The sequence below is a fragment of the Flavobacterium tibetense genome (assembly GCF_003293845.1).
In the GTDB taxonomy this organism is placed as follows: domain Bacteria; phylum Bacteroidota; class Bacteroidia; order Flavobacteriales; family Flavobacteriaceae; genus Flavobacterium; species Flavobacterium tibetense.
Genome location: NZ_QLST01000014.1, coordinates 44,963 through 65,631, shown reverse-complemented (window position 1 = coordinate 65,631; position 20,669 = coordinate 44,963). Strand labels below are relative to the sequence as shown.

At 34.1% G+C, this 20,669-nt stretch carries 20 protein-coding genes; 3 read left to right on the top strand and 17 right to left on the bottom strand.

The features are described from left to right. Positions 1-5: 5 nt before the first annotated feature. Genes DPN68_RS10990 through tpx form a run of 4 tightly spaced genes read right to left on the bottom strand, consistent with a single transcriptional unit; the run spans position 6 to position 4,076 of the window. Positions 6-653, bottom strand: a complete 648-nt coding sequence (locus tag DPN68_RS10990) for a LolA family protein (protein WP_113989700.1) — start codon at positions 651-653, stop codon at positions 6-8. 9 nt (positions 654-662) lie between these two features. After that, a complete protein-coding gene (locus tag DPN68_RS10985; RefSeq protein WP_113989699.1) occupies positions 663-3,173 on the bottom strand; it encodes a DNA translocase FtsK in 2,511 nt (836 codons plus the stop codon). 31 nt (positions 3,174-3,204) lie between these two features. Beyond that, positions 3,205-3,579 carry a diacylglycerol kinase family protein gene (locus DPN68_RS10980; protein ID WP_113989698.1) on the bottom strand — a complete coding sequence of 125 codons (375 nt, stop codon included), beginning with the start codon at positions 3,577-3,579 and terminating at the stop codon, positions 3,205-3,207. Next, positions 3,579-4,076, bottom strand: a complete 498-nt coding sequence (tpx, locus tag DPN68_RS10975) for a thiol peroxidase (protein WP_113989697.1) — start codon at positions 4,074-4,076, stop codon at positions 3,579-3,581. Before tpx ends, DPN68_RS10980 begins: the two co-directional genes overlap by 1 nt. Before the next feature lie 328 nt (positions 4,077-4,404). Between tpx and DPN68_RS10970 the strand changes: the two genes are divergently transcribed. Continuing rightward, on the top strand, positions 4,405-4,974 hold the full coding sequence (locus DPN68_RS10970) for a fasciclin domain-containing protein (protein ID WP_113989696.1): 570 nt from the start codon (positions 4,405-4,407) through the stop codon (positions 4,972-4,974). 63 nt (positions 4,975-5,037) lie between these two features. On the opposite strand, the gene DPN68_RS10965 is transcribed toward DPN68_RS10970, so the two are convergent. From DPN68_RS10965 to DPN68_RS10945, 5 genes are all read right to left on the bottom strand, one after another. Further along, positions 5,038-5,676, bottom strand: a complete 639-nt coding sequence (locus DPN68_RS10965; RefSeq protein ID WP_113989695.1) for an alpha/beta hydrolase — start codon at positions 5,674-5,676, stop codon at positions 5,038-5,040. 9 nt (positions 5,677-5,685) lie between these two features. After that, a complete protein-coding gene (locus DPN68_RS10960) occupies positions 5,686-6,009 on the bottom strand; it encodes a DUF4870 domain-containing protein (RefSeq protein WP_113989694.1) in 324 nt (107 codons plus the stop codon). A 129-nt stretch (positions 6,010-6,138) separates the two neighbouring features. Further along, positions 6,139-7,398 (bottom strand): dihydroorotase, encoded by a 1,260-nt coding sequence (locus DPN68_RS10955; protein WP_113989693.1) that lies wholly within the window; start codon positions 7,396-7,398, stop codon positions 6,139-6,141. Next, positions 7,395-9,317 carry a BatA domain-containing protein gene (locus DPN68_RS10950; protein ID WP_113989692.1) on the bottom strand — a complete coding sequence of 641 codons (1,923 nt, stop codon included), beginning with the start codon at positions 9,315-9,317 and terminating at the stop codon, positions 7,395-7,397. The genes DPN68_RS10955 and DPN68_RS10950 overlap by 4 nt, the downstream gene beginning before the upstream one ends. 73 nt (positions 9,318-9,390) lie before the next feature. Then, entirely contained in the window at positions 9,391-9,840 is a 450-nt protein-coding gene (locus DPN68_RS10945) for a DUF1456 family protein (protein WP_113989691.1), read from the bottom strand. A gap of 13 nt (positions 9,841-9,853) precedes the next feature. Here DPN68_RS10945 and DPN68_RS10940 point away from each other — a divergent pair, with 13 nt between their 5' ends. Beyond that, positions 9,854-10,315 (top strand): tellurite resistance TerB family protein, encoded by a 462-nt coding sequence (locus DPN68_RS10940; RefSeq protein WP_239987093.1) that lies wholly within the window; start codon positions 9,854-9,856, stop codon positions 10,313-10,315. A 157-nt stretch (positions 10,316-10,472) separates the two neighbouring features. Here the strand turns inward: DPN68_RS10940 and DPN68_RS10935 are convergent, their stop codons facing one another. From DPN68_RS10935 to DPN68_RS10905, 7 genes are all read right to left on the bottom strand, one after another. Then, on the bottom strand, positions 10,473-10,946 hold the full coding sequence (locus DPN68_RS10935) for a DMP19 family protein (RefSeq protein WP_113989690.1): 474 nt from the start codon (positions 10,944-10,946) through the stop codon (positions 10,473-10,475). A 54-nt stretch (positions 10,947-11,000) separates the two neighbouring features. Further along, complete coding sequence (uvrB, locus tag DPN68_RS10930) at positions 11,001-12,992, bottom strand: excinuclease ABC subunit UvrB (RefSeq protein ID WP_113989689.1); 1,992 nt, start codon at positions 12,990-12,992, stop codon at positions 11,001-11,003. Then, complete coding sequence (locus tag DPN68_RS10925) at positions 12,993-13,289, bottom strand: type II toxin-antitoxin system RelE/ParE family toxin (RefSeq protein WP_113989688.1); 297 nt, start codon at positions 13,287-13,289, stop codon at positions 12,993-12,995. Beyond that, entirely contained in the window at positions 13,274-13,504 is a 231-nt protein-coding gene (locus tag DPN68_RS10920; RefSeq protein WP_113989687.1) for a hypothetical protein, read from the bottom strand. Before DPN68_RS10920 ends, DPN68_RS10925 begins: the two co-directional genes overlap by 16 nt. A 32-nt stretch (positions 13,505-13,536) precedes the next feature. Further along, complete coding sequence (locus DPN68_RS10915; RefSeq protein WP_113989686.1) at positions 13,537-14,199, bottom strand: thiamine diphosphokinase; 663 nt, start codon at positions 14,197-14,199, stop codon at positions 13,537-13,539. A gap of 90 nt (positions 14,200-14,289) precedes the next feature. After that, positions 14,290-15,117 (bottom strand): DUF4249 domain-containing protein, encoded by an 828-nt coding sequence (locus tag DPN68_RS10910; RefSeq protein WP_113989685.1) that lies wholly within the window; start codon positions 15,115-15,117, stop codon positions 14,290-14,292. Positions 15,118-15,121: 4 nt separating this feature from the next. Next, on the bottom strand, positions 15,122-17,500 hold the full coding sequence (locus DPN68_RS10905; RefSeq protein ID WP_113989684.1) for a TonB-dependent receptor: 2,379 nt from the start codon (positions 17,498-17,500) through the stop codon (positions 15,122-15,124). A gap of 126 nt (positions 17,501-17,626) precedes the next feature. Between DPN68_RS10905 and DPN68_RS10900 the strand changes: the two genes are divergently transcribed. Then, on the top strand, positions 17,627-18,310 hold the full coding sequence (locus tag DPN68_RS10900; protein ID WP_113989683.1) for a hypothetical protein: 684 nt from the start codon (positions 17,627-17,629) through the stop codon (positions 18,308-18,310). A 64-nt stretch (positions 18,311-18,374) separates the two neighbouring features. Here the strand turns inward: DPN68_RS10900 and DPN68_RS10895 are convergent, their stop codons facing one another. After that, complete coding sequence (locus DPN68_RS10895; RefSeq protein ID WP_113989682.1) at positions 18,375-20,597, bottom strand: NADP-dependent isocitrate dehydrogenase; 2,223 nt, start codon at positions 20,595-20,597, stop codon at positions 18,375-18,377. Between the last annotated feature and the right edge of the window lie 72 nt (positions 20,598-20,669).

Genomic DNA, 20,669 nt, shown 5'->3' with positions numbered 1-20,669 from the left:
CTTTCTTAATCTAATCGATTGATGTAATAATTAGGATATTTTGATTCGGTAAAGGTAAAATGATTTTTTGACAAAGGTTGGTCTGTTTTAAAAGAATTAACAGTTAATGTAGTTCTTGTTCCGTTTTTCCCAATTTCAATCAGATTGTAAATGTGTTTGGTTTGCACATCAATACCAATTAAAACTTCCTTGCGTTGGTCTTTACTACTAATAGGAACTAATTTCACATATTGAATTTTGCGACCTTTTACATTCTGAACAATATCCCAAGAATATTTGAATCCAGAGTTGAAAAATGTCAACATCTTGTTAGGTGTAACAGCGTCTTTATCGCTATCGTCAAATTTAGAAATAGAAATTTCTTCATCTTCAGGAACAATGGTGTAGACTTTTTTACCGTCAAAAATTTTGGTTACTCCCATGAAATTTAAGTGGTACAAATTGCCTTTCAAAGTAACATTTCCTTTACTTTCTTGATTGATGTTTTCCTTTGGATTATTCAATGCATATTTGAATTCAATAGTAATATTGTCGTACGATTTAATTTTGGCAGATACTTCATCCAATAGTGCTTTTGCTTTTTGAGCATCTTGCGCTTGTGTAGAAAATATCCCAATAAATAAGGCTAATACTATAGATTTAAAAAAATTCATGATATAGGTTTAATTATTTTGTTCGTTGTTTAAAAATTGTTCTAAAGAGCTCAAATCAGGGATTAATACAGATCTAGCTTTACTTCCTTCAAATGGTCCTACAATTCCAGCGGCTTCTAATTGGTCAATAATTCGACCAGCTCGGTTGTAACCTAATTTAAGCTTACGCTGAATTAAAGAGGCACTTCCTTGTTGGGCAGTTACAATTACTTCTGCTGCGTCTCTGAAAAGCGAATCTCTTTCGGAGATATCAATATCAAGAGTCATGCCACTTTCTTCACCTACATACTCAGGTAATAAGTAAGCATTTGCATACGCTTTTTGACTTCCAATGAAATCACATATTTTTTCTACTTCTGGTGTGTCTACGAAAGCACATTGAACACGAACCATATCGTTTCCATTGGTATATAGTAAATCACCTCGACCAATCAATTGATCTGCACCACCAGCATCTAAAATTGTTCTGGAGTCAATTTTCGACATTACACGGAAGGCAATTCGTGCAGGGAAATTGGCTTTAATCATACCCGTAATTACATTTACAGACGGGCGTTGCGTAGCAATAATCAAGTGAATTCCAATAGCACGAGCCAATTGAGCCAAACGCGCAATAGGAGTTTCTACTTCTTTTCCTGCTGTCATGATTAAGTCGGCAAACTCATCCACAACTAATACAATATAAGGAAGATAACGATGGCCGTTTTCTGGATTTAATTTTCGTTGTTTGAATTTATCGTTGTATTCTTTGATGTTTCGCACCATAGCATCTTTCAGCAACGAATAACGATTGTCCATTTCAATACACAACGAATTCAAGGTGTGAATTACTTTGGTATTATCCGTAATAATTGCATCGCCATCATCAGGTAATTTGGCTAAATAATGACGTTCTATTTTATTGAAAAGCGTTAATTCTACTTTCTTTGGGTCAACCAAAACAAACTTAACTTCCGCAGGATGTTTTTTGTACAATAGCGAAGTCAAAATCGCATTCAATCCTACCGACTTTCCTTGTCCAGTTGCACCAGCCATCAATAAGTGAGGCATTTTAGTCAAATCGACTACGAAAGTTTCATTGGAAATCGTCTTTCCAAGTGCGATTGGCAGTTCCATTTCGGCTTGTTGAAACTTCGGCGATGCAATTACCGATTTCATTGCCACCATAGTAGGTTTGTTGTTTGGGACTTCAATACCAATAGTTCCTTTTCCTGGAATTGGCGCAATAATACGAATACCTAATGCGGCTAATGAAAGCGCAATATCGTCTTCTAAGTTTTTGATTTTTGAAATACGAATTCCTGCATCGGGAACAATTTCGTATAATGTAACAGTTGGACCAACAGTCGCTTTGATTTGGGAAATCCCAATACTATAATTGCGTAAAGTTTCAACAATACGGTTTTTGTTGTTTTCTAATTCGTTTTGGTCAATGGTAATACCACCTGAAGTATATTCTTTCAATAAATCAATCGGAGGCATTTGGTAATTGGATAAGTCTAATGTTGGATCAAATTCGCCAAAATCTTGCACCAAACGAGCGGCTAAATTCTCTTCCATGACTTCTTCTTCCACCATTTTTTCCACCACAAAATCACTTGGTTCTTCTTCTACAGCATTTGTTGTTGCCATTGGAATAACTTCTTCCACTTTTGGTTTTGGTTCCAAACTCAATTCAGAAGCGTTTGCGATTGTTGGTTTTAAATCTTCTTTATTAATTTCGAAAGTAGAAGTAGGTTTCATTTCGATTTTTGAAATGGCTTCTTCATCTTCACGAATAATAAAATCGTCTTTTGGATGCGTTTCAGTGATGCTAAAATTGGCTAATTCTGCCTCTTCTTCTGCAGTTAGTTCGTCTTCTTCATTGGTTCCAATTGAAGTTGGTATCGGATTATTTTCAGCGGATTTAAATTCATCAGTAATTTTAGCATTGGACTTTTCGAAGAAATTTTTAATTCCGTCAGGTGATAGATTGATTTTGAAAATTAAAAATAGAATTACAGCAAAAATTAAGGTGAATAAAGTACCAATTTTACCAATATAATCTTGAACAAATAAGTTCATTTCGTAACCAACTACTCCTGATAATTGTGGAATAAAATCCCAAAAGAATCCTAGTAAAATGGAAAGTACAATGATGATGTAAAAATCCCAAAATAAGGTTTTTTTCAATTTGCCTAATACCATGTCTAAGATCAGATAAGCACCAATCATAAAAATCACGCGAATGAATAGGAATGAGGCTACACCAAAACCACTATACATGAAAAAATGAGCCAAATAAGCACCAAATTTCCCAAGCCAATTATCAACCGTGGCGTTTCTATCCAGAAATTCTCCAGCGTGACTTTGGTCGAAATTACCTGTGATAAAATAAGAAACAAAAGAAAGCAATAGGGTAGCAGCAAACAAAACAAAAAGCACGCCAATTGCGAACTTTTGCTGCCTGTTTAATTTCCAAGATTTTGATACTTTTTCAGTAGTCGTATTTGCTGTGGTTTCGTTGCTCTTTTTTGCCATGAATATGCTGTTATTTACAAAAATAACGAAATTAAACTAAATAGGGAATATAAATTATTGCTCCAATAACAATAGCTGTAAGTGCCGCGAAAAACACAGCACCAGCAGCAATATCTTTAATAAAGCCAATTCTTTCGTGAAAATCGGGATGTACAAAATCAGCTACTTTTTCAACAGCGGTATTTAATCCTTCAATGGCTAAAACCAAACCAATAGCTAAGGTTTGAATCAGCCATTCTTCTTTGGTAATATTGAAGTAAATCCCAGCGATTGTTATCAAAATAGCAATACTGAATTGCACCATTACGCTGTGTTCGGTGGTAACCAACTTAAATGCGCCTTTTATAGCAAATCCAATACTTTTAAAACGTCCGGTGAAGAAAGAATTGTCTTTTTCAAATTTCATTATAGTACGGCTAAAGCGGCTTCGTAATTAGGTTCGTTTGCAATTTCACTCACTTGTTCGGTGTGTAAAATAGTACCGTTTTCATCTAAAACAATAACAACTCTAGAGTGTAAACCTGCTAAAGGACCATCTACAATTTCTAAACCGTAGTTTTTTCCAAAGCTTCCTGTATTGAAATCAGATAAATTGATTACATTTTCTAAACCTTCAGCACCACAAAAACGTTTTTGAGCAAAAGGTAAATCTCTAGAAATGCACAATACTTTTGTGTTTGCTAATTGACTAGCTTTTTCGTTGAATGTTCTAACAGAAGTAGCACAAGTTCCCGTATCAATACTAGGAAAAATATTTAAAACTAAACGATTTCCAGCGAAAGTTGCTAAAGTAGCCGTTGATAAATCAGTTTGAATCATTGAAAAATCAGTTGCTTTTGAACCTATTTTTGGTAATTCACCATTTGTATTTACGGGATTTCCTCCCAAAGTTATTGTTGCCATAGTATTTTTTTTAAGTTTCAAAAGTAAGCAATTTTATTGAAATGTTCTAACGGGAATTCTAAAGAAATTAGTAGTAAGTAAGTTATTTGTACAATTAATTTTTTAGCTCGCAAAGTCGCGAAGTCACCAAGATGATTTATTTTTAAAGCCACGGATTAAAGGATTTACACGGATTACTTTTTTTAATCTGTGCTAATCTTTGTAATCAGTGGCAAATAAAGTTGATTAAACTTAATTCCAAAATGTTTTTAAATAAAAAAATCTAGTTTTTAAAAACCAAAGTAAAACTCTTGTCGTAAATGCCATTATAACTTAAAAAATTAAAATCATGAAAACCAACAAAATTGTAGCTATCGCTCTTTTATCATTAGGAATGTTATTTTCAACTGATGCCGTTGCACAGAAAAAAGAAAAAACTGTTGAAGTAGGAGGCGCTCCTATGTATCCAAGTAAAAATATTGTAGAAAATGCTGTTAATTCTAAAGACCACACCACTTTAGTAGCTGCTGTAAAAGCTGCAGGTTTAGTAGAAGTTTTAATGTCAGAAGGTCCATTTACCGTTTTTGCCCCAACCAATGATGCGTTTGCCAAATTACCAGCTGGAACCGTTGAAACTCTACTTAAATCTGAAAATTTAGGCACTTTACAAACGATCTTAAAATACCACGTAGCCGCTGGAAAATGGAGTGCTGCTGATATTGTTGCAGCCATCAAAAAAGGAAATGGAAAATACAGTTTCAAAACCGTAAGTGGTGGTACATTAACCGCTTGGATGAAAGGAAAAGATGTTTATATTACAGATGAAAACGGAAATAGTTCAAAAGTAACTATCGCTGATGTAAACCAAAAAAACGGCGTAATCCACGTAATCGATACTGTTGTACTACCGAAATCATAATAGTTGTTTAGTTTAGTTTTTTGTTTAGAAAAGCTCTTGATTGTATCAGGAGCTTTTCTTATTTTATTTCTCCAACCAATTCTTAAAATCAAAGAAATTTTGAGGCGCTACACCGTGTCCAACAGGATATTCTTTATACGCTACCTCTAAACCTAAGTTTTCTAAAAACGGTTTTGCTTTTCTTGCCCAATCTACAGGAATTACTTGGTCAACACTTCCATGAGAAATAAAGAATTTTAAGGAATTAATGTCTTTGGTTTGGAAATCTTCCTTAATTACTTTTTCATTCAAATAACCGCTCAATGCAACTACACGATTCACTTTTTCAGGATAAGAAAGCGCTGTAGCATAACTCAAAATGGCACCTTGACTGAAACCAATTAAAGTTACGTTTGTACTATCAATTGGATATTTTTCACAAATGCTGTCGATGAAATTAGCGATGGTATCTCTTGATGTTTTGGCTTGTTCGTCATCTGAAAATTTGTTTTCATCGGCATCAAAATAAATGGCATACCAAGCGTGACCATAAGGTTGTAAATCATAAGGCGCACGAACTGAAATTACATAGTATTCTTCTGGTAATTCATTAGCAAATGAAAACAAATCTTCTTCGTTACTGCCATAACCATGTAATAAAATCAAAACTGGATTTTTGTCTAAAATAACTTTAGGTTCGCGAACTAAATAGTGTAATTGCATGTTGTTGGATTATAAATTTTTAAATAGATTTTGGTAAAATTCGCCTACAATGGGAACAATTTTCTTTTCACCATTCAAACAACCTAAAAAGCCATAAATCCAAAGAATAAAAATAAACAACCAAAAAGCAGTTGAAACCATCCAACTATCAAAGTAGCCAATAGGATAACCTAATAAAAAGAAAGTCAAGAAAATCCCTAAAGCCTGACGAATATGGAAACTCGCAAACTCGCTTTTGTTTTCTTCTTGGTTCATAAAAATGGCAATAACTGTTCCAATAATGGTTAAATAACTGAATGTTGCCGCTTGTTTTCCTTTTTGAATATCGTTCATATTTAATGTCTTTTTTATTAATACTTTTTTCAGTTCGAGTTTTAACACCCCTAAAGTCCCCTCGAGGGGACAATCCAACTAATAAATTTTCACTTATTCGTAGTTAGGTTGAATCAATAAGTACTGTAATTACTTATTACTTATTAATTGACCGTTGTTATAAATTCCAATAGCTTTTCCTTGCATTTTTTGTCCAAGGAAGGCTGAATTTTTCGATTTGGAAAGCATATTTTCTTTTTGAAATGTCCAATTTTCTTTGGTTGTGAAAAAGGATAATTCTGCTTTATTTCCAATGGTTATGCTGTTTTTCGTAATTCCAAAGATGGTTTTGGCAGCAGTTAATTTTTCGATTATAACTTCCAATGGTAAAACGGTTGCCAATGCTCCAAAAGCACTTTCTAAACCAATAGTTCCGTCTTTTGCCAAATCAAATTCTAATTTTTTCAATTCAATATCTAACGGATTGTGGTCCGAAGTGATACAATCAATCGTGCTATCTAAAACGCCTGCGATTAATGCTTTTCTTGTTGCTTCATCTCGTAACGGTGGCGCCACTTTATATCGTGTATCAAAACCAGACAAAACTTCATCATTCAAAACCAAATGATGCACTGAAACACTACAACTTACTTGTAATCCTTTGGCTTTCGCTTCTTTGATTAAAGCTACAGATTTGGCAGAAGAAATCGTTGGAATATGTAATTTTCCGCCAGTATATTCTAGTAAAAATAAATTTCTGGCAATTTGTAATTCTTCGGCTAATGTTGGAATCCCTTTTAAACCTAATTTGGTAGAAACAACGCCTTCGTTTACAATACCTTTTCCTTTTAAACTATTGTCTTGGCAAAAACTGATGACTAATCCGTCAAAATCTTGCACGTATTGTAAAGCTATCTTCTGTAAATTAGCATCTTGTTGCGCTTTTTTATAATCTCCAAAAGCGATGGCTCCTGCATTTTTCATGTCGAAAAGTTCGGCTAAATCGGTTCCTTCGCTGTTTTTGGTTAATGCTCCAATTGGAAATAATGTAGTAGCTTGGTTTTTTGCCCTTTCCAAAACAAATTTCACTTGCGATTGGCTGTCAATTACCGGAAAACTATTGGGTTGCAATGCTACTGCTGTAAAACCGCTTTTGGCTGCTACTTGTAAACCATTGGCAATAGTTTCTCTTTCTTCATAACCAGGTTCTCCAAAAGAAACCGAGCTGTCAAACCAACCTTGAGAAACGTGCAAATCGTCCATGGTTACCAAAGTATCGTGTGTTTCATTGGATAAATCATCAGCGATGTTTTTAATGGTTCCGTTTTCGATTAAAATATCTTTTTGTTGGTTGTGAAACGGACTTTCCGAGTCGATTATAGTTGCTTTTTTAATTAAAACAGTGGTCATTTTACGAATTTTTGGATTAGTAGTTCAATCAATAAAAATAGTAGTGTTGCCATCAGAAACCATTTCCACAAAACTGTATCGGTTCGTTCTGCTAAAAGTGTATTCAGAACCGTTTCGGAGTTGTTGACATAGTTTACCTTTGGTAGTGTTGTGTTGGTATTCAAATTGCTCTCGTTTCTTGGATAGTTGAAACTTACTTTAGCAATGGTATTGTTTTTTTGGTTGATAGCAAAATTTCCAGCTTGTTCTGGATAATCGCCAAAATTGATTTTTACTTTGGTAGGCAAAATTTGTTGCATTGGAATAAAACTCGACGAAGCATTTTGAATACTCACGACTTCATCTTTACTCAAAGTTGCTTCAATCAGGAAACTTTCGTTGGCACCAATGGTAAATGTTTGGTTGTTCGCATTTGCATTGGTCATTGCCATGTTGTAAAAAACAGGAACAATCAATGGCGAATTCTGAAAATTGGTTTGTTGTTTGTTAATTGGCGTAGCAAAAACATAGATTTTTCCTAATTGATTGCCAATGGAAGCCAAGAAATTACTACCATCATCATATTGTAAAATTCCAGCAGCATTGCCATTGAACGTCAGTGATGAAGTAGTATTTGGATATTGAAAATTGCTCACTTCTTTTTCAAAAACTTGATTGAAAAGCGGATGTTTGAAGCTAATTTTCGTGATATTTTTGGTGCTTTTTTCTTGTTTAGCAAAAGTATTTCTGCCAAAAGTATTTAGGAATTGGTTTAAATTTACCAAATTATTTTCTTCAGAAGGAATTAAAACAATGTTTCCACCTTTTTCGTAGAACGCTTTCAAATTGGTTTGCAACGCTTGCGGAATTTCTGCCAATTCGTTCAAGATAATCGTGTTTTGTTCTTCGATTTTACTGTAATTCAGTTGGGCCAATTCAGTATCAGTTACTTCAAATTCGTCAGTAGTAATGATGCGATTTAGGAATTTATTTTTGGCAGCAGTTCCAATGAAAGTAACTTTTGGTTTTTGTGGTTTTCCAAGTGTGAAATAGTAGTCGTTATCGTAGCTTAAACTGTTGTCTTGAATGGTAACTTTAGCTTGAATTTCCTTTTTTGGAAGTGCTAATTTTACGGTTTCTTTTTCGGATTGCATTTGCACAATGGCTTTGGCAATTACGGTATCATTTTGGTAAACCGCTAACGGAATGGCTTCCTCATAATTTCCAAAACGTTGTAGCTCGACTTCAATTTCGTTCAAATTCTCAAGTGATTGCAGCAAACGAACATTGGAAATCGCAATGTTATTGGTATTTTGTGCTTTGGGTTGCCAAAAATAAACGGCATTATTTTCTGAAATTTGCGTTAGTTTTTTGGAAGAAAAATCCACAGCGTCCGAAATGATGAAATAATCGATAGTTGCATTTGGTTTTTTCGAAGCTACTTGCGTCAACAAATAATCGACTTCAAATGAAAACGGTGCATACGTGATTTTTTGCAGTTCGTTTTGAATGGTTTTGGCGTCAACATCCCAAAAAGTTTCATTGGTAGTTAGTAGCGAAAATTGTTGGTTTTCATCGAAATTTTCTAAAATATCTTGAATGCTTCTTTTGAGTAATTCGCCATTTTCACCTTTGGCTTGCATGGAAAACGAATTGTCGAGTAAAATGACTAATTCGTTGTTTTTTGCTACGGAATTTTTTGCTGTAAAAAAAGGCTGGGCAAAAGCGATAATCAAGCAAGCTAACAAGAATAATCGGGTGAAAAGCAGTAACCATTTCTTGATGGTAGCACTTTTTCGGGTTTGCGTTTGAAGTTCTTTGAGCAGTTTGACATTGGTAAACAACTCTTTTTTAAAGCGACGTAATTGAAACAAATGCACCAAAATTGGTATAACCAATGCGAAAAGGAAATACAGAATTTCGGGATGTTTGAATTGCATTTATTTAGTTTTACTTCAATGTTGATTCAGTTTTCAAAAATACAAAAAGAAGTTGAGTAATGGAAAACTAATCTTACGACTTGTTTTTTCCGTTTTTAAACCTTACTTTTTCTACGATTGGTGCTGGTTTTGCTGTTTTTTTCTTAAAGTTTTTGGCAGGAGCTTTTTTGGTGTTGGCGTTTATTGGTTTTTTATCAGAAAATTTCTTTTCTGTTGGTTTTTCTATTGGCTTTCTAGTCTCATCAGTTTCTTTTGGTGCTTGATTTTTGTGCGATTGAATCACTTCCATTGGGTTTTTTGGTTCCTCTTTGGTTCCGCGCAAATGAATAACCAATGCGTTTAAGAAATTACGCAAAAGTTGGTCGCCACATTCCATGTAATTTGGATGATCTTCTTTTCTGAAAATATTACCTAATTCGCCTTTTGAAATTCTAAAATCTACTAATTCAAGGATTTCAACTATTTGGTCATCACGCAATTGTAAAGCAACTCGAAGCTTTTTGAAAATATCGTTATTGGTCATACTTGTAAAAATTATGCTCAAAGGTATTCATTTAATTTCAGATTTATTATTTTTACCAAAAAGAAAACGCTTTATGGATGAGTTTCAAGATAAAATAAGTTTGTTGCAAGAAATGATTGGTTTTGCACTTGTTGATGGTGAATTGCACGATAGAGAGTACGATTTCATCTCGATAATTGCACAAGAATTGGAAATTGACAAACCTACTTTACATAAATTATTCGAGAAGAAAGAAAGCAAAAAAGTGGTTAAAGATGAATTTCACCGCATTTGTCAATTTTATCGTTTGGCCTTGCTAATGCATGCTGACGAATACGTTCATGAAAAAGAATATGTGAAACTGAAAGAAATTGGAATCAATATGGGCTTGAATCCGTATGCGATGAAGCGTGTGTTGCAATTGATGAAAGAATCACCAACAAGAATGGTCGATGGCGAAATCTTGTTGGCAATTTTTAGTGAGCAGCATAATTAGTTGAAATTCAAATATTTGAATTTGCATTTTTGTCAGGTCGAGCGAAGTCGAGACTTTTTTTAATAAAAAGTTCAATTAAAGAGTCTCGACTTCGCTCGACCTGACAAATGAGATATTTTTTAATATCTGGTATTTAGCCAATAATAAACAAAAAAAACTAGTAGTTGAACTCGCTTTTATTGTTTTTGATATACCCAACAATTAAAGCGACAACATCTTCTTCTTGTTCTTCACTGAAGAAAATTTCGTCTAAATCTTCCCAACCAGAAAATACTTTCTCATCTAGATTTTCAATTGTAATTATTCTAGTTTCTAAATCTTCTGAGAAATTGTTGATTCCAAAGAGTCCAATAGCTTTTGCAATGATATTAGCAGTTTTTGTTGCGCCAATTTTCTTGTACGCTTCTACAATTTCTCTAGCATAATCGCCAGTTTCATTTTCGAAGAAGAACTGAAATCCGCCTTCATTCATAGCGCCTTCAAAAATATCGATTAGTACAAACGTTTTTTCGCCTTCAGATAAATCCGTAAAGCCGTCAGTTTCTTCTTTTTTGTTCCAAATAATAGTGCCAACCGCTTCGATGATTTCGATTTCGTCTGCTAGGTTTACAATTTCGTTTATTTTACTCATTTTTTCATGTATTAATTGTTGTCATCCTGAATTTGTTTCAGGATCTATAAATCTTTATTTAATTTTCTCCTGTAACGCTTGAATTTCGTCTCTAAATTTGGCAGCTTGCATGAAATCTAATTCTTTAGCGGCTTTTTCCATTTGTTTTCTTAAGTCGCGAATTTTCTTTTCTATTTCTGGTTTACTTAAATACAAATTTTCAGGTTCAGCAGCTTTCAAAGCTTCTTTTTCAAAATAGCCTGTTGACACCGAATTACCACTTAATGCACTTCCTAAACTTTTGTTCAAGGCTTTGGGTTCTAAACCGTGTTTGGTGTTGTAATTGATTTGTTTTTCTCTTCTGTAATTGGTTTCATCAATGGTTTTTTGCATCGAATTTGTAATTTTATCCGCATACATTATAGCTTTTCCGTTTACATTTCGAGCGGCTCTACCAACGGTTTGCGTTAACGAACGATGGCTTCGTAAGAAACCTTCTTTATCTGCATCTAAAATGGCTACCAAAGAAACTTCAGGTAAGTCTAAACCTTCACGAAGCAAGTTGACACCAATTAACACATCAAAAATTCCCTTACGTAAATCTTGCATGATTTCTACGCGTTCCAAAGTATCCACATCCGAATGAATATAGCGACAACGAATCGCCACTTTAGTTAAATATTTGGCCAATTCTTCTGCCATCCTTTTGGTTAATGTGGTGACCAAAACACGTTCGTCTGCTTCACATCGGATTTGAATTTCTTCGATTAAATCATCAATTTGATTCGCACTTGGACGAATTTCTATTATTGGGTCGAGCAATCCTGTTGGACGAATAACCTGTTCTACATAAATGCCTTCTGATTTTTGTAATTCATAATCTGCTGGTGTTGCCGAAACATAAACGACTTGATTTTGTAACGCTTCAAATTCCTCAAATTTCAACGGACGATTGTCCATAGCTGCTGGCAAACGGAAACCGTATTCTACCAAGTTTTCTTTCCTGCTTCTATCGCCACCGTACATCGCATGCACTTGAGAAATCGTAACGTGACTTTCATCAACTACCATTAAATAATCATCTGGAAAATAATCTAATAAACAGAATGGTCTAGTTCCAGGTTCTCTTCCGTCTAAATAGCGGGAATAGTTTTCAATTCCTGAACAATAACCGAGTTCGCGAATCATTTCCAAATCGAAATTGGTACGTTCTTCCAATCGTTTTGCTTCCAAATGTTTGCCAATTTCTTTGAAATAATCGACTTGTTTTACCAAATCTTGTTGGATTTCCCAAATCGCATTTTGTAATACATCTGGAGAAGTCACAAACATATTCGCTGGATAAATCGTTAGTTTTTCGTAGCGTTCGATTACTTGAGCGCTTCGTGCATCAAAAGCTTCAATTTCTTCAATTTCATCACCAAAAAAGTGAATTCGAAACGGTTCATCGCCATAACTTGGAAAAATTTCTACGATATCACCTTTAATTCTGAAGTTTCCGGGCGTAAATTCTGCTTCGGTTCTGGAGTACAAACTTTGTACTAATTGATGGAGTAATTTGGTACGCGAAATTTGTTGGTTTACTTCCAAATTAATTACGTTTTTCTGAAATTCTACTGGATTTCCAATTCCGTACAAACACGAAACCGAAGAAATCACGATAATATCACGACGACCCGAAAGTAGGGCAGAAGTGGTGCTTAATCGCAGTTTTTCTAGTTCTTCATTAATCGATAAATCTTTCTCAATATAGGTTCCAGTTACAGGAATGAAAGCTTCAGGTTGGTAATAATCGTAATACGAAACGAAATATTGCACTGAATTATTCGGAAAAAATTGTTTGAATTCGGAATATAATTGGGCAGCTAAAGTTTTATTATGCGCTAAAACTAGTGTTGGTTTTTGTACTTCTTGGACTACATTGGCTACTGTAAAAGTCTTTCCAGAGCCGGTAACACCTAATAACGTTTGGTATTTTTCGCCATTGAGAATGCCTTTTGAAAGTTTTTCAATAGCTTGAGGTTGGTCACCAGTTGGTTTATAATCGGAAACAACGGAAAATTTCATTTATAACTTTAAGTTTGAAGGATTTTGGCTAGTATGCCAAACGGCTAATATTACGATGTGTTTTTCGAAAATCTCATAGAAAATAAAATGATTTTCAATCAATAAACCTCTAACTCCAATTTTATTGGTTTTTTTACCAATTTCGGGTTGTTGAATTAAAAGTTGAATTTCTTTTTGAATTTTTCTATGAAGTTTTAGTGAGTATATTTTGCTTTTGTTTCTAATGTTGTAAAATTCAAACAGATTTTTTAAATCTAATTTTGCTTTTGAAGACCAAACAATTATTCTTTCAGCCATTTTTCCATTTCTTCGTTAACAACATTGTTGTTTTCAAAATTTCCCATAAGATATTCATTTCTCGATGCTTCTAAACTGTTTTTTTGTTCTTCAGAAAGCATGATAATTGGGTTTGTTTTAGACTCAATCAAAACCGTTAGTGCTTCCAAAAACTTTTTATCGTTTATAGAATCAATTTTGAATTTTAAAATATTTTTTAGCTCCAATGTATTCATAACTGAATATTTTTACGAAGATACGAAAAAAGTTAATCCCAACATTCCATCAACAACAAATCACCTTCCTCGTGTTCAATTGAAACTATGCCGTCTTCGGAAACGTGATTGCTGCTTCCGGTTCGGTAACCAATGGTGAGTTCGTCATCTTTTAGTGGATAGAATAAGTTTTTGGAATGAATTCCTGTGACTTTTCCTATTGGAATTAAAGAAATAGTCGTGTTTTTTGGATACCATTTTTCGTAAACATTGGGTAATAAAAAGATTTTGGAATGGTCGTCCAATAATACAATTTTCAGTTGATTTCTGAATTTTACGATGCTGGTGATATTGGTTATCGTATGATCGGCGCGTTTTCCTGTTGCCCAAATCACATTTACTGCTTTATGTCCTTTTGCTACCAAATAATCCAAAGCTTTTTCTAAATCAGTTTTGTCTTGGTTAGGTGTGTGAACAATTTCTAGCGGATATTGTTTTTCCAAATAATAATCAGGATTGAATCCTCGGTCAAAATCGCCCAACAAAACATCCACTTTTATTCCCAATTCCAAAACACGTTCAATTGCTGAATCGAGAACAATTACTAGTGGCGACCATTCCAATAATTGTCCCATAAGTTCTTCGCTACAGGAAGCACCATTGGCAATAATTAAAGCAGGTTCTTGATCGTCTCGAACTATGTGGTGTGATGACATTTTTTCAGGTTTATGGTTTTTGGTTTGTTGTTTTTGGTTTATTGTTTATAGTTTCAAGTTGAACTTGATTTTTGAACTTGTTCTTGCTTTCTATTGCACCAAATAATCCACTTCGTCTATTTCTGATAAATGGAAGTAGCCTAATGGGAAATTATTACTATTGGTTTGATTTACAATATTGCCACGTAAAGTTGCTGGTGGCGTTGCAAACGGATTTCCTGAACCGCTTCCGCCAATGGTGGTTAGAATATTCATGTAATTATGAAACCCGAAAGTAATGCCTTGAACGCTTAATTTTAAGGTAATTCCAGGTTCGGTTTCGCTACTTCCGTAGAATCCAAACATGATGTTTCCTTGGAAAAATTCATCGCTCACAACGCCAAATTCTGGAATTTGCTTGTTTGGATTTTTTACTCCCAATAAATAATAATTATCTTCAGCTCCATTGTCTTGATAGAAAAACTTAATTTGAATCTGGTCATCACCACCAAAACCAGGAACCGTTTCTTGTTGGATATTTAAAATTGTTGGCGTTGCCATAAGCGGATTAGTTGCCGTGTAAATTTCACCATCATAAATAACCACTAAAGTATAAATTTCACCAATTACGGGATTAAAATTAGAGCAAATGTAATTTCCTGTGGTTCCGTCTTCAATGAATGTAAATGTTTCATCGACTGAATTTGTTATGGTTACCGAAGCGCCATTGGCAGGAAGAATTTCATTGGTAAAGAAATCATTGGTTAAACTTAGTTTAATGACTTGTTCTTCGCCAGTTGTCCCTTTTTGCCATTTAATAACGGCATCGATAACTAATTTTGGTTCGGCGTTATTCAAATCAACATCAATCACTTTTTCACAACTTGAAAAAATTATTGTAGCGAAAACTAAAACGATATATAAAATTGACTTTTTCATGATTTTAGAATTTAAAATTATAAGAAACCGATGGCACTATTCCAAAAATTGACAATCGTACGGCTTCATTGTTTCCTGTTTCTGAATTTTGTCTAAAGTTGATAGAAGCAGCGTTATATCTACTATAAACATTATAAATTCCAAAAACCCATTCGCGTTTGTATTTGTGTTTTTCTTTGTGTTTTGGTGTTAAAGTTGCCGAAATATCCATGCGGTGATACGCTGGTAATCGGTCTTCATTTCTTGAGTTGTAACTTGGAACGGTTACGCCTTGGAATACATATTTTCCTGTTGGAAAAGTTACGGGCTGCCCAGTTTGCAAGGTGAAATTGGCTCCAAAAGTCCATTTTTCGTTTAATTTATAACTTCCGGTAACTGCCAAATTATGGGTTTTATCATAAGCGGAACGGTACCAATTACCGTTGTTGATACCAATTTCTGTTGGTGTTCTTCCTGGTGTTTGTTGTTCGGAGCGCGATAATGTATAAGCAATCCAACCGTTTAAGTTGCCGCTATTTTTACGGAATAACATTTCCAAACCATAGGAACGCATTCGTCCGTTTAAGATTACTTGTTCAATGGCTTCGTTGGCAATTAAATCGGCGCCATCAATATAATCCATGCGGTTTTTTACTTTTTTGTAGTAACTTTCTAATTCCAAAGTATAATCACCATCTTTAAAATTTTGGAAGTAACCAATAGCTACTTGGTCTGCAATTTGCGGTTTGATGTAATTATCACTTGGCGTCCAAACATCTAATGGAGTAGGTGATTGCGTATTGGAAATCAGTTGTAAATATTGCGCCATTCGGTTGTAACTGGCTTTGATGGATTGATTTTCATTCAATTCATAAGCAACGGTAAAACGAGGTTCAAAATTGGAATATTCAGCAATTGATTTGTTTCTTCCAAAGAATTCAGTACCAATTGGTGTTGCTTTTTCGTAAATTTTCAACTCTTCGTCGTACAAAACCGGTTGGTTGTTTTCATAGATATTAACTGTTGAACTTCCTAAACGATTGAAAATACTATATCGAAATCCGTAAGAAATAGCAATTTTTTTGGAAAGTTGTTGTTCTACATCTCCATAGAAAGCGGTTTCCAATGCATATTTTTTGTCCAATTGTCTGAAATTAATGGAAGAATCCTCGTTAATTGGTTCAATTGTTCCTGGATTCAAATCGTATTTGGTTAGATTGGTTCCGTAATTCAAGGTAATTTTATCCGAAATATAGTGTTTGAAATCGTATTTTAAGTTGTAATTTTTAATTCCAGAATCCCAATTAAATCCAATGAAATCAAGTGTTAATCCGTAATAATAATCGCTGTAAATAAACGATAAATTAGAAAAAAGTTTGTCTGAAAACAAGTGATTCCAACGCAAATTTACCGTTGTGTTTCCATACGTATTGGTAAAAGAACGATTCAAAGAAAAAATATCCCTACCAAAATATCCCGATAAGAACAAACTATTATTTTCATTGACTTTGTAGTTGATTTTGGTATTTAAATCGTAAAAGTAAGCGGTGTTTTCATTATCCGTTAACTTCAAGAATAAATGTGCATACGAACCTCTTCCCGCGACTAAAAAAGAAGCTTTGTCTTTTACAATTGGGCCTTCAGCGAGTAAGCGACTAGAAATTAATCCAATACCACCATTCATGCTGAAATTGTTGCTATTTCCGTCTTTTTGGTAAATATCTAAAACGGATGAAACTCGTCCGCCAAATTTGGCAGGAATTCCGCCTTTGTACAATTTTAAATCTTTGATTGCATCCGCATTAAAAACTGAAAATAATCCGAAAACATGTGAAGTGTTGTATAAAGTAGCTTCGTCTAAAAGCACTAAATTTTGATCCGCAGCACCACCACGAACATTAAAACCGGATTGTCCTTCTCCAGCATTGGTAACTCCAGGTAAAAACAATAGTGATTTGATTACATCAACTTCACCTAACAAAACAGGCATTTGCTTAATGGTTGCTATCGATAAACGATTGGCACTCATTTCTGGTTTTTTGATGTTGATTTTGTATGGATTTTCCGTTACAACTACTTCATTGAGCTGAACATTAGATTCTTTTATAATGAAGTTTTTTCTAATGTTCTGTTCTAAGATTACGGTTTCATTTAAATCTCCAAATCCAAGATAGGAAATAGTAACCGAATAAGTTCCTTTTGGTAATGTAATGGAGTAAAATCCATATTCATTGGTTACTGTTCCTGTTTTTAATTCGTTGATAATAACGTTGACACCAATTAAAGTTTCTCCGTTAATTTCATCGGTTATTATGCCACTCAATGTAAATTTTTCTTGTGCATGAAGGTTTAAAAAGAAAAAAAACATTGAAAATATGAAAAGAATTCTTTTATTTTGAAACATGGTATGTTTTTTGATTTACAAATTTGGCAATTTATTTCCAAAGTTATTACAGAATACTTGTTAATCATTGGTTAATTTGTTGCTTTTCGAAAAATAAAATCTTTAGGTTTGTGTAAAATGAAACAGATGCGTTATATATTTTTGTTTTTATTGGTTTCCATAAGTGTTTCAGCTCAAATTGATCGGAAAAATCAGCCGCTCAAATTGCAGTTGGTAACTCCTATTGAAAATCAAACAGAAAATAGCACTTCTGGACCATCCATTGAATACAAAAGTATTTTTGATAAAGATGATAATCCGATGAAACGCTATTCGATTACCAAGAAAAATGAAACTTCAAAAAGCATTTTAGAAACGAACAGTGATTTTAAAAATCCAGGTGATGAAATTAAAAAGAAATTAAATCGTCAACAGGATGATGTGGCTATTGATCCAAAATTCAAACAAAATCAGTTTTTAGGAGAATTTAAAACCGATGCTAAATACATAAAAATTGTTTGTAGAGACCATCAATATCCAGATGGAGATCGGGTTCGAGTGTTAGTAAATGATAAAATCATGATTAATAGTATTTTATTGCAATCAGCCGCGACAGAATATTACTTAGATTTATCAGAAGGATTTAACAAAATTGATTTTCTTGCTTTAAATCAAGGAGAATCAGGACCAAATACAGCTGCTTTTACCGTTTATGATGAAAATGGAGTATTAATTACTTCTAACGAATGGAACTTATTAACAGGAGTGAAAGCAACAATTATTGTCTTCAAACAACCAAAGAAAGAAGAACCTTCAGATAAATCACAATAATTTTTTTATAGAAAAAAGAAAGGCGACTAAATAGTCGCCTTTTGTATTTTTAGTAAGTTGGGTTTTAATTCAACTTAGCTAAAATTGTATTGAAAGTTGTACTTGGTCGCATTGCTTTGTCAGTCAATTCAAAGTTTGGATGGTAATAACCACCAATGTTTTGTGCTTTTCCTTGCGCTGCGATTAGTTCTTCGTTAATTTTTGCTTCATTAGTAGTCAACTCTTCAGCAATAGGAGTGAAGATGGCTTTTAACTCAGCGTCTTTTGTTTGTTTAGCTAAAGCTTGTGCCCAATAGAAAGCCAAATAGAAATGCGAACCTCTATTGTCAATTTGACCAATTTTTCTAGCTGGCGATTTGTCATTTTCTAAAAATTTCTCTGTCGCCTCATCTAAAGTTTCAGATAATACTAGGGCTTTTTGGTTGTTGAAAACCTGACCTAAATGTTCGTAAGAAACACCTAAAGCCAAAAATTCTCCCAATGAATCCCAACGTAAATAACCTTCTTCAATAAATTGCTCAATATGTTTTGGAGCCGAACCACCAGCGCCAGTTTCAAATAAACCGCCACCATTCATTAATGGAACTATAGAAAGCATTTTAGCTGAAGTTCCAACTTCTAAAATTGGAAATAAATCGGTTAAATAATCACGTAACACATTTCCAGAAACCGAAATAGTATCTAAACCTTTTACGATTCTTTCCAATGAAAATAAGGTGGCATCAACTGGGTTCATGATACGAATATCTAAACCTGTTGTATCGTGGTTTTTTAAATAAGTAGTTACTTTTTCAATTAGTTGACGGTCGTGAGCACGGTTTTCATCTAACCAAAAAATAGCTGGTGTATTAGATAATCTTGCTCTATTTACCGCTAATTTTACCCAATCTTGAATTGGTGCATCTTTAGTTTGACACATTCTGAAAATATCACCAGTTTCAACAGCTTGCTCCATTAAAACAGTTCCGTTAGCATCTTTTACTTTAACCGTTCCGTTTTCTGTTATTTGGAAAGTTTTGTCGTGTGAACCGTATTCTTCTGCTTTTTGAGCCATTAAACCTACGTTTGGAACACTCCCCATTGTTTTTGGGTCTAAAGCGCCATTTTTCTTACAGAAATCTATAGTAGCTTGGTAAATTCCAGCATACGAACGGTCTGGAATAATTGCTTTTGTATCTTGAGATTTCCCTGCTGCATCCCACATCTGTCCAGAGTTTCTAATCATTGCTGGCATTGAAGCATCAATAATTACATCTGATGGTACGTGTAAATTCGTAATTCCTTTATCTGAATTTACCATGGCTAAAGCAGGCCCGTTTTCCATATCGGTTGTTAAGGCTTGCTCCACTTCAGCTTGCATTGGATGTCCTGCAATTTTAGCATAAACATCACCAAGTCCGTTTTTAGTATCTACTCCTAATTCTTGGAATAAAGTGGCATATTTTTCAAATACATCAGCAAAAAATACTTCTACAATAGCACCAAATAATAAAGGATCTGAAACCTTCATCATGGTTGCTTTTAAATGAACGGAGAACAATACGTTTTTAGCTTTTGCATCAGCAATTTCAGCAGCAATAAACGTTTTCAATTTTGATAAACTTATTACAGCGCTATCTATAATTTCTCCTACTTTTAAAGGTGATGCAGCTTTTAAAATTTTCGTTTCTCCATTTTTTCCTTCGAATTCGATAGTGAAACTTCCAGCTTCTTTTACTGTAACTGATTTTTCAGTGCCATAAAAGTCTCCTTCATTCATATGAGCTACGTGCGATTTGGAATCTGAAGACCAAGCTCCCATGGAGTGAGGATGTGCTTTTGCGTAGTTTTTTACTGCTTTTGGCGCTCTTCTGTCTGAGTTTCCTTCACGTAAAACTGGATTTACAGCAGAACCTAAAACTTTGGCATATTTTGCTTTGATTGTTTTCTCTTCTTCAGTTGTTGCTTCTTCTGGTAAATTTGGAATTGCGTAGCCTTGCGCTTGTAATTCAGCAATCGCTTCTTTTAATTGCGGTACAGAAGCAGATATATTTGGTAATTTCACAATATTAGCATCTGGAGCAGTTGCTAGTTGCCCTAATTCAGTTAGTGCATCACCTATTTTTTGATCTTCTTTTAAATATTCTGGAAAATTAGCTAAAATTCTACCTGCTAAAGAAATATCTCGGGTTTCGATAGTGATATTAGCTGGTTTTGAAAACGCTTTAACAATAGGTAAAAACGAATGTGTTGCTAACATTGGCGCCTCATCCGTAATGGTATACATTATTTTTGGTTGGTTGGACATGGTATATGAAATATAGATTTGTACATTTTAAATTCGCGCAAATATAGCAATTTAAGTAGTAATTTTGAAGTA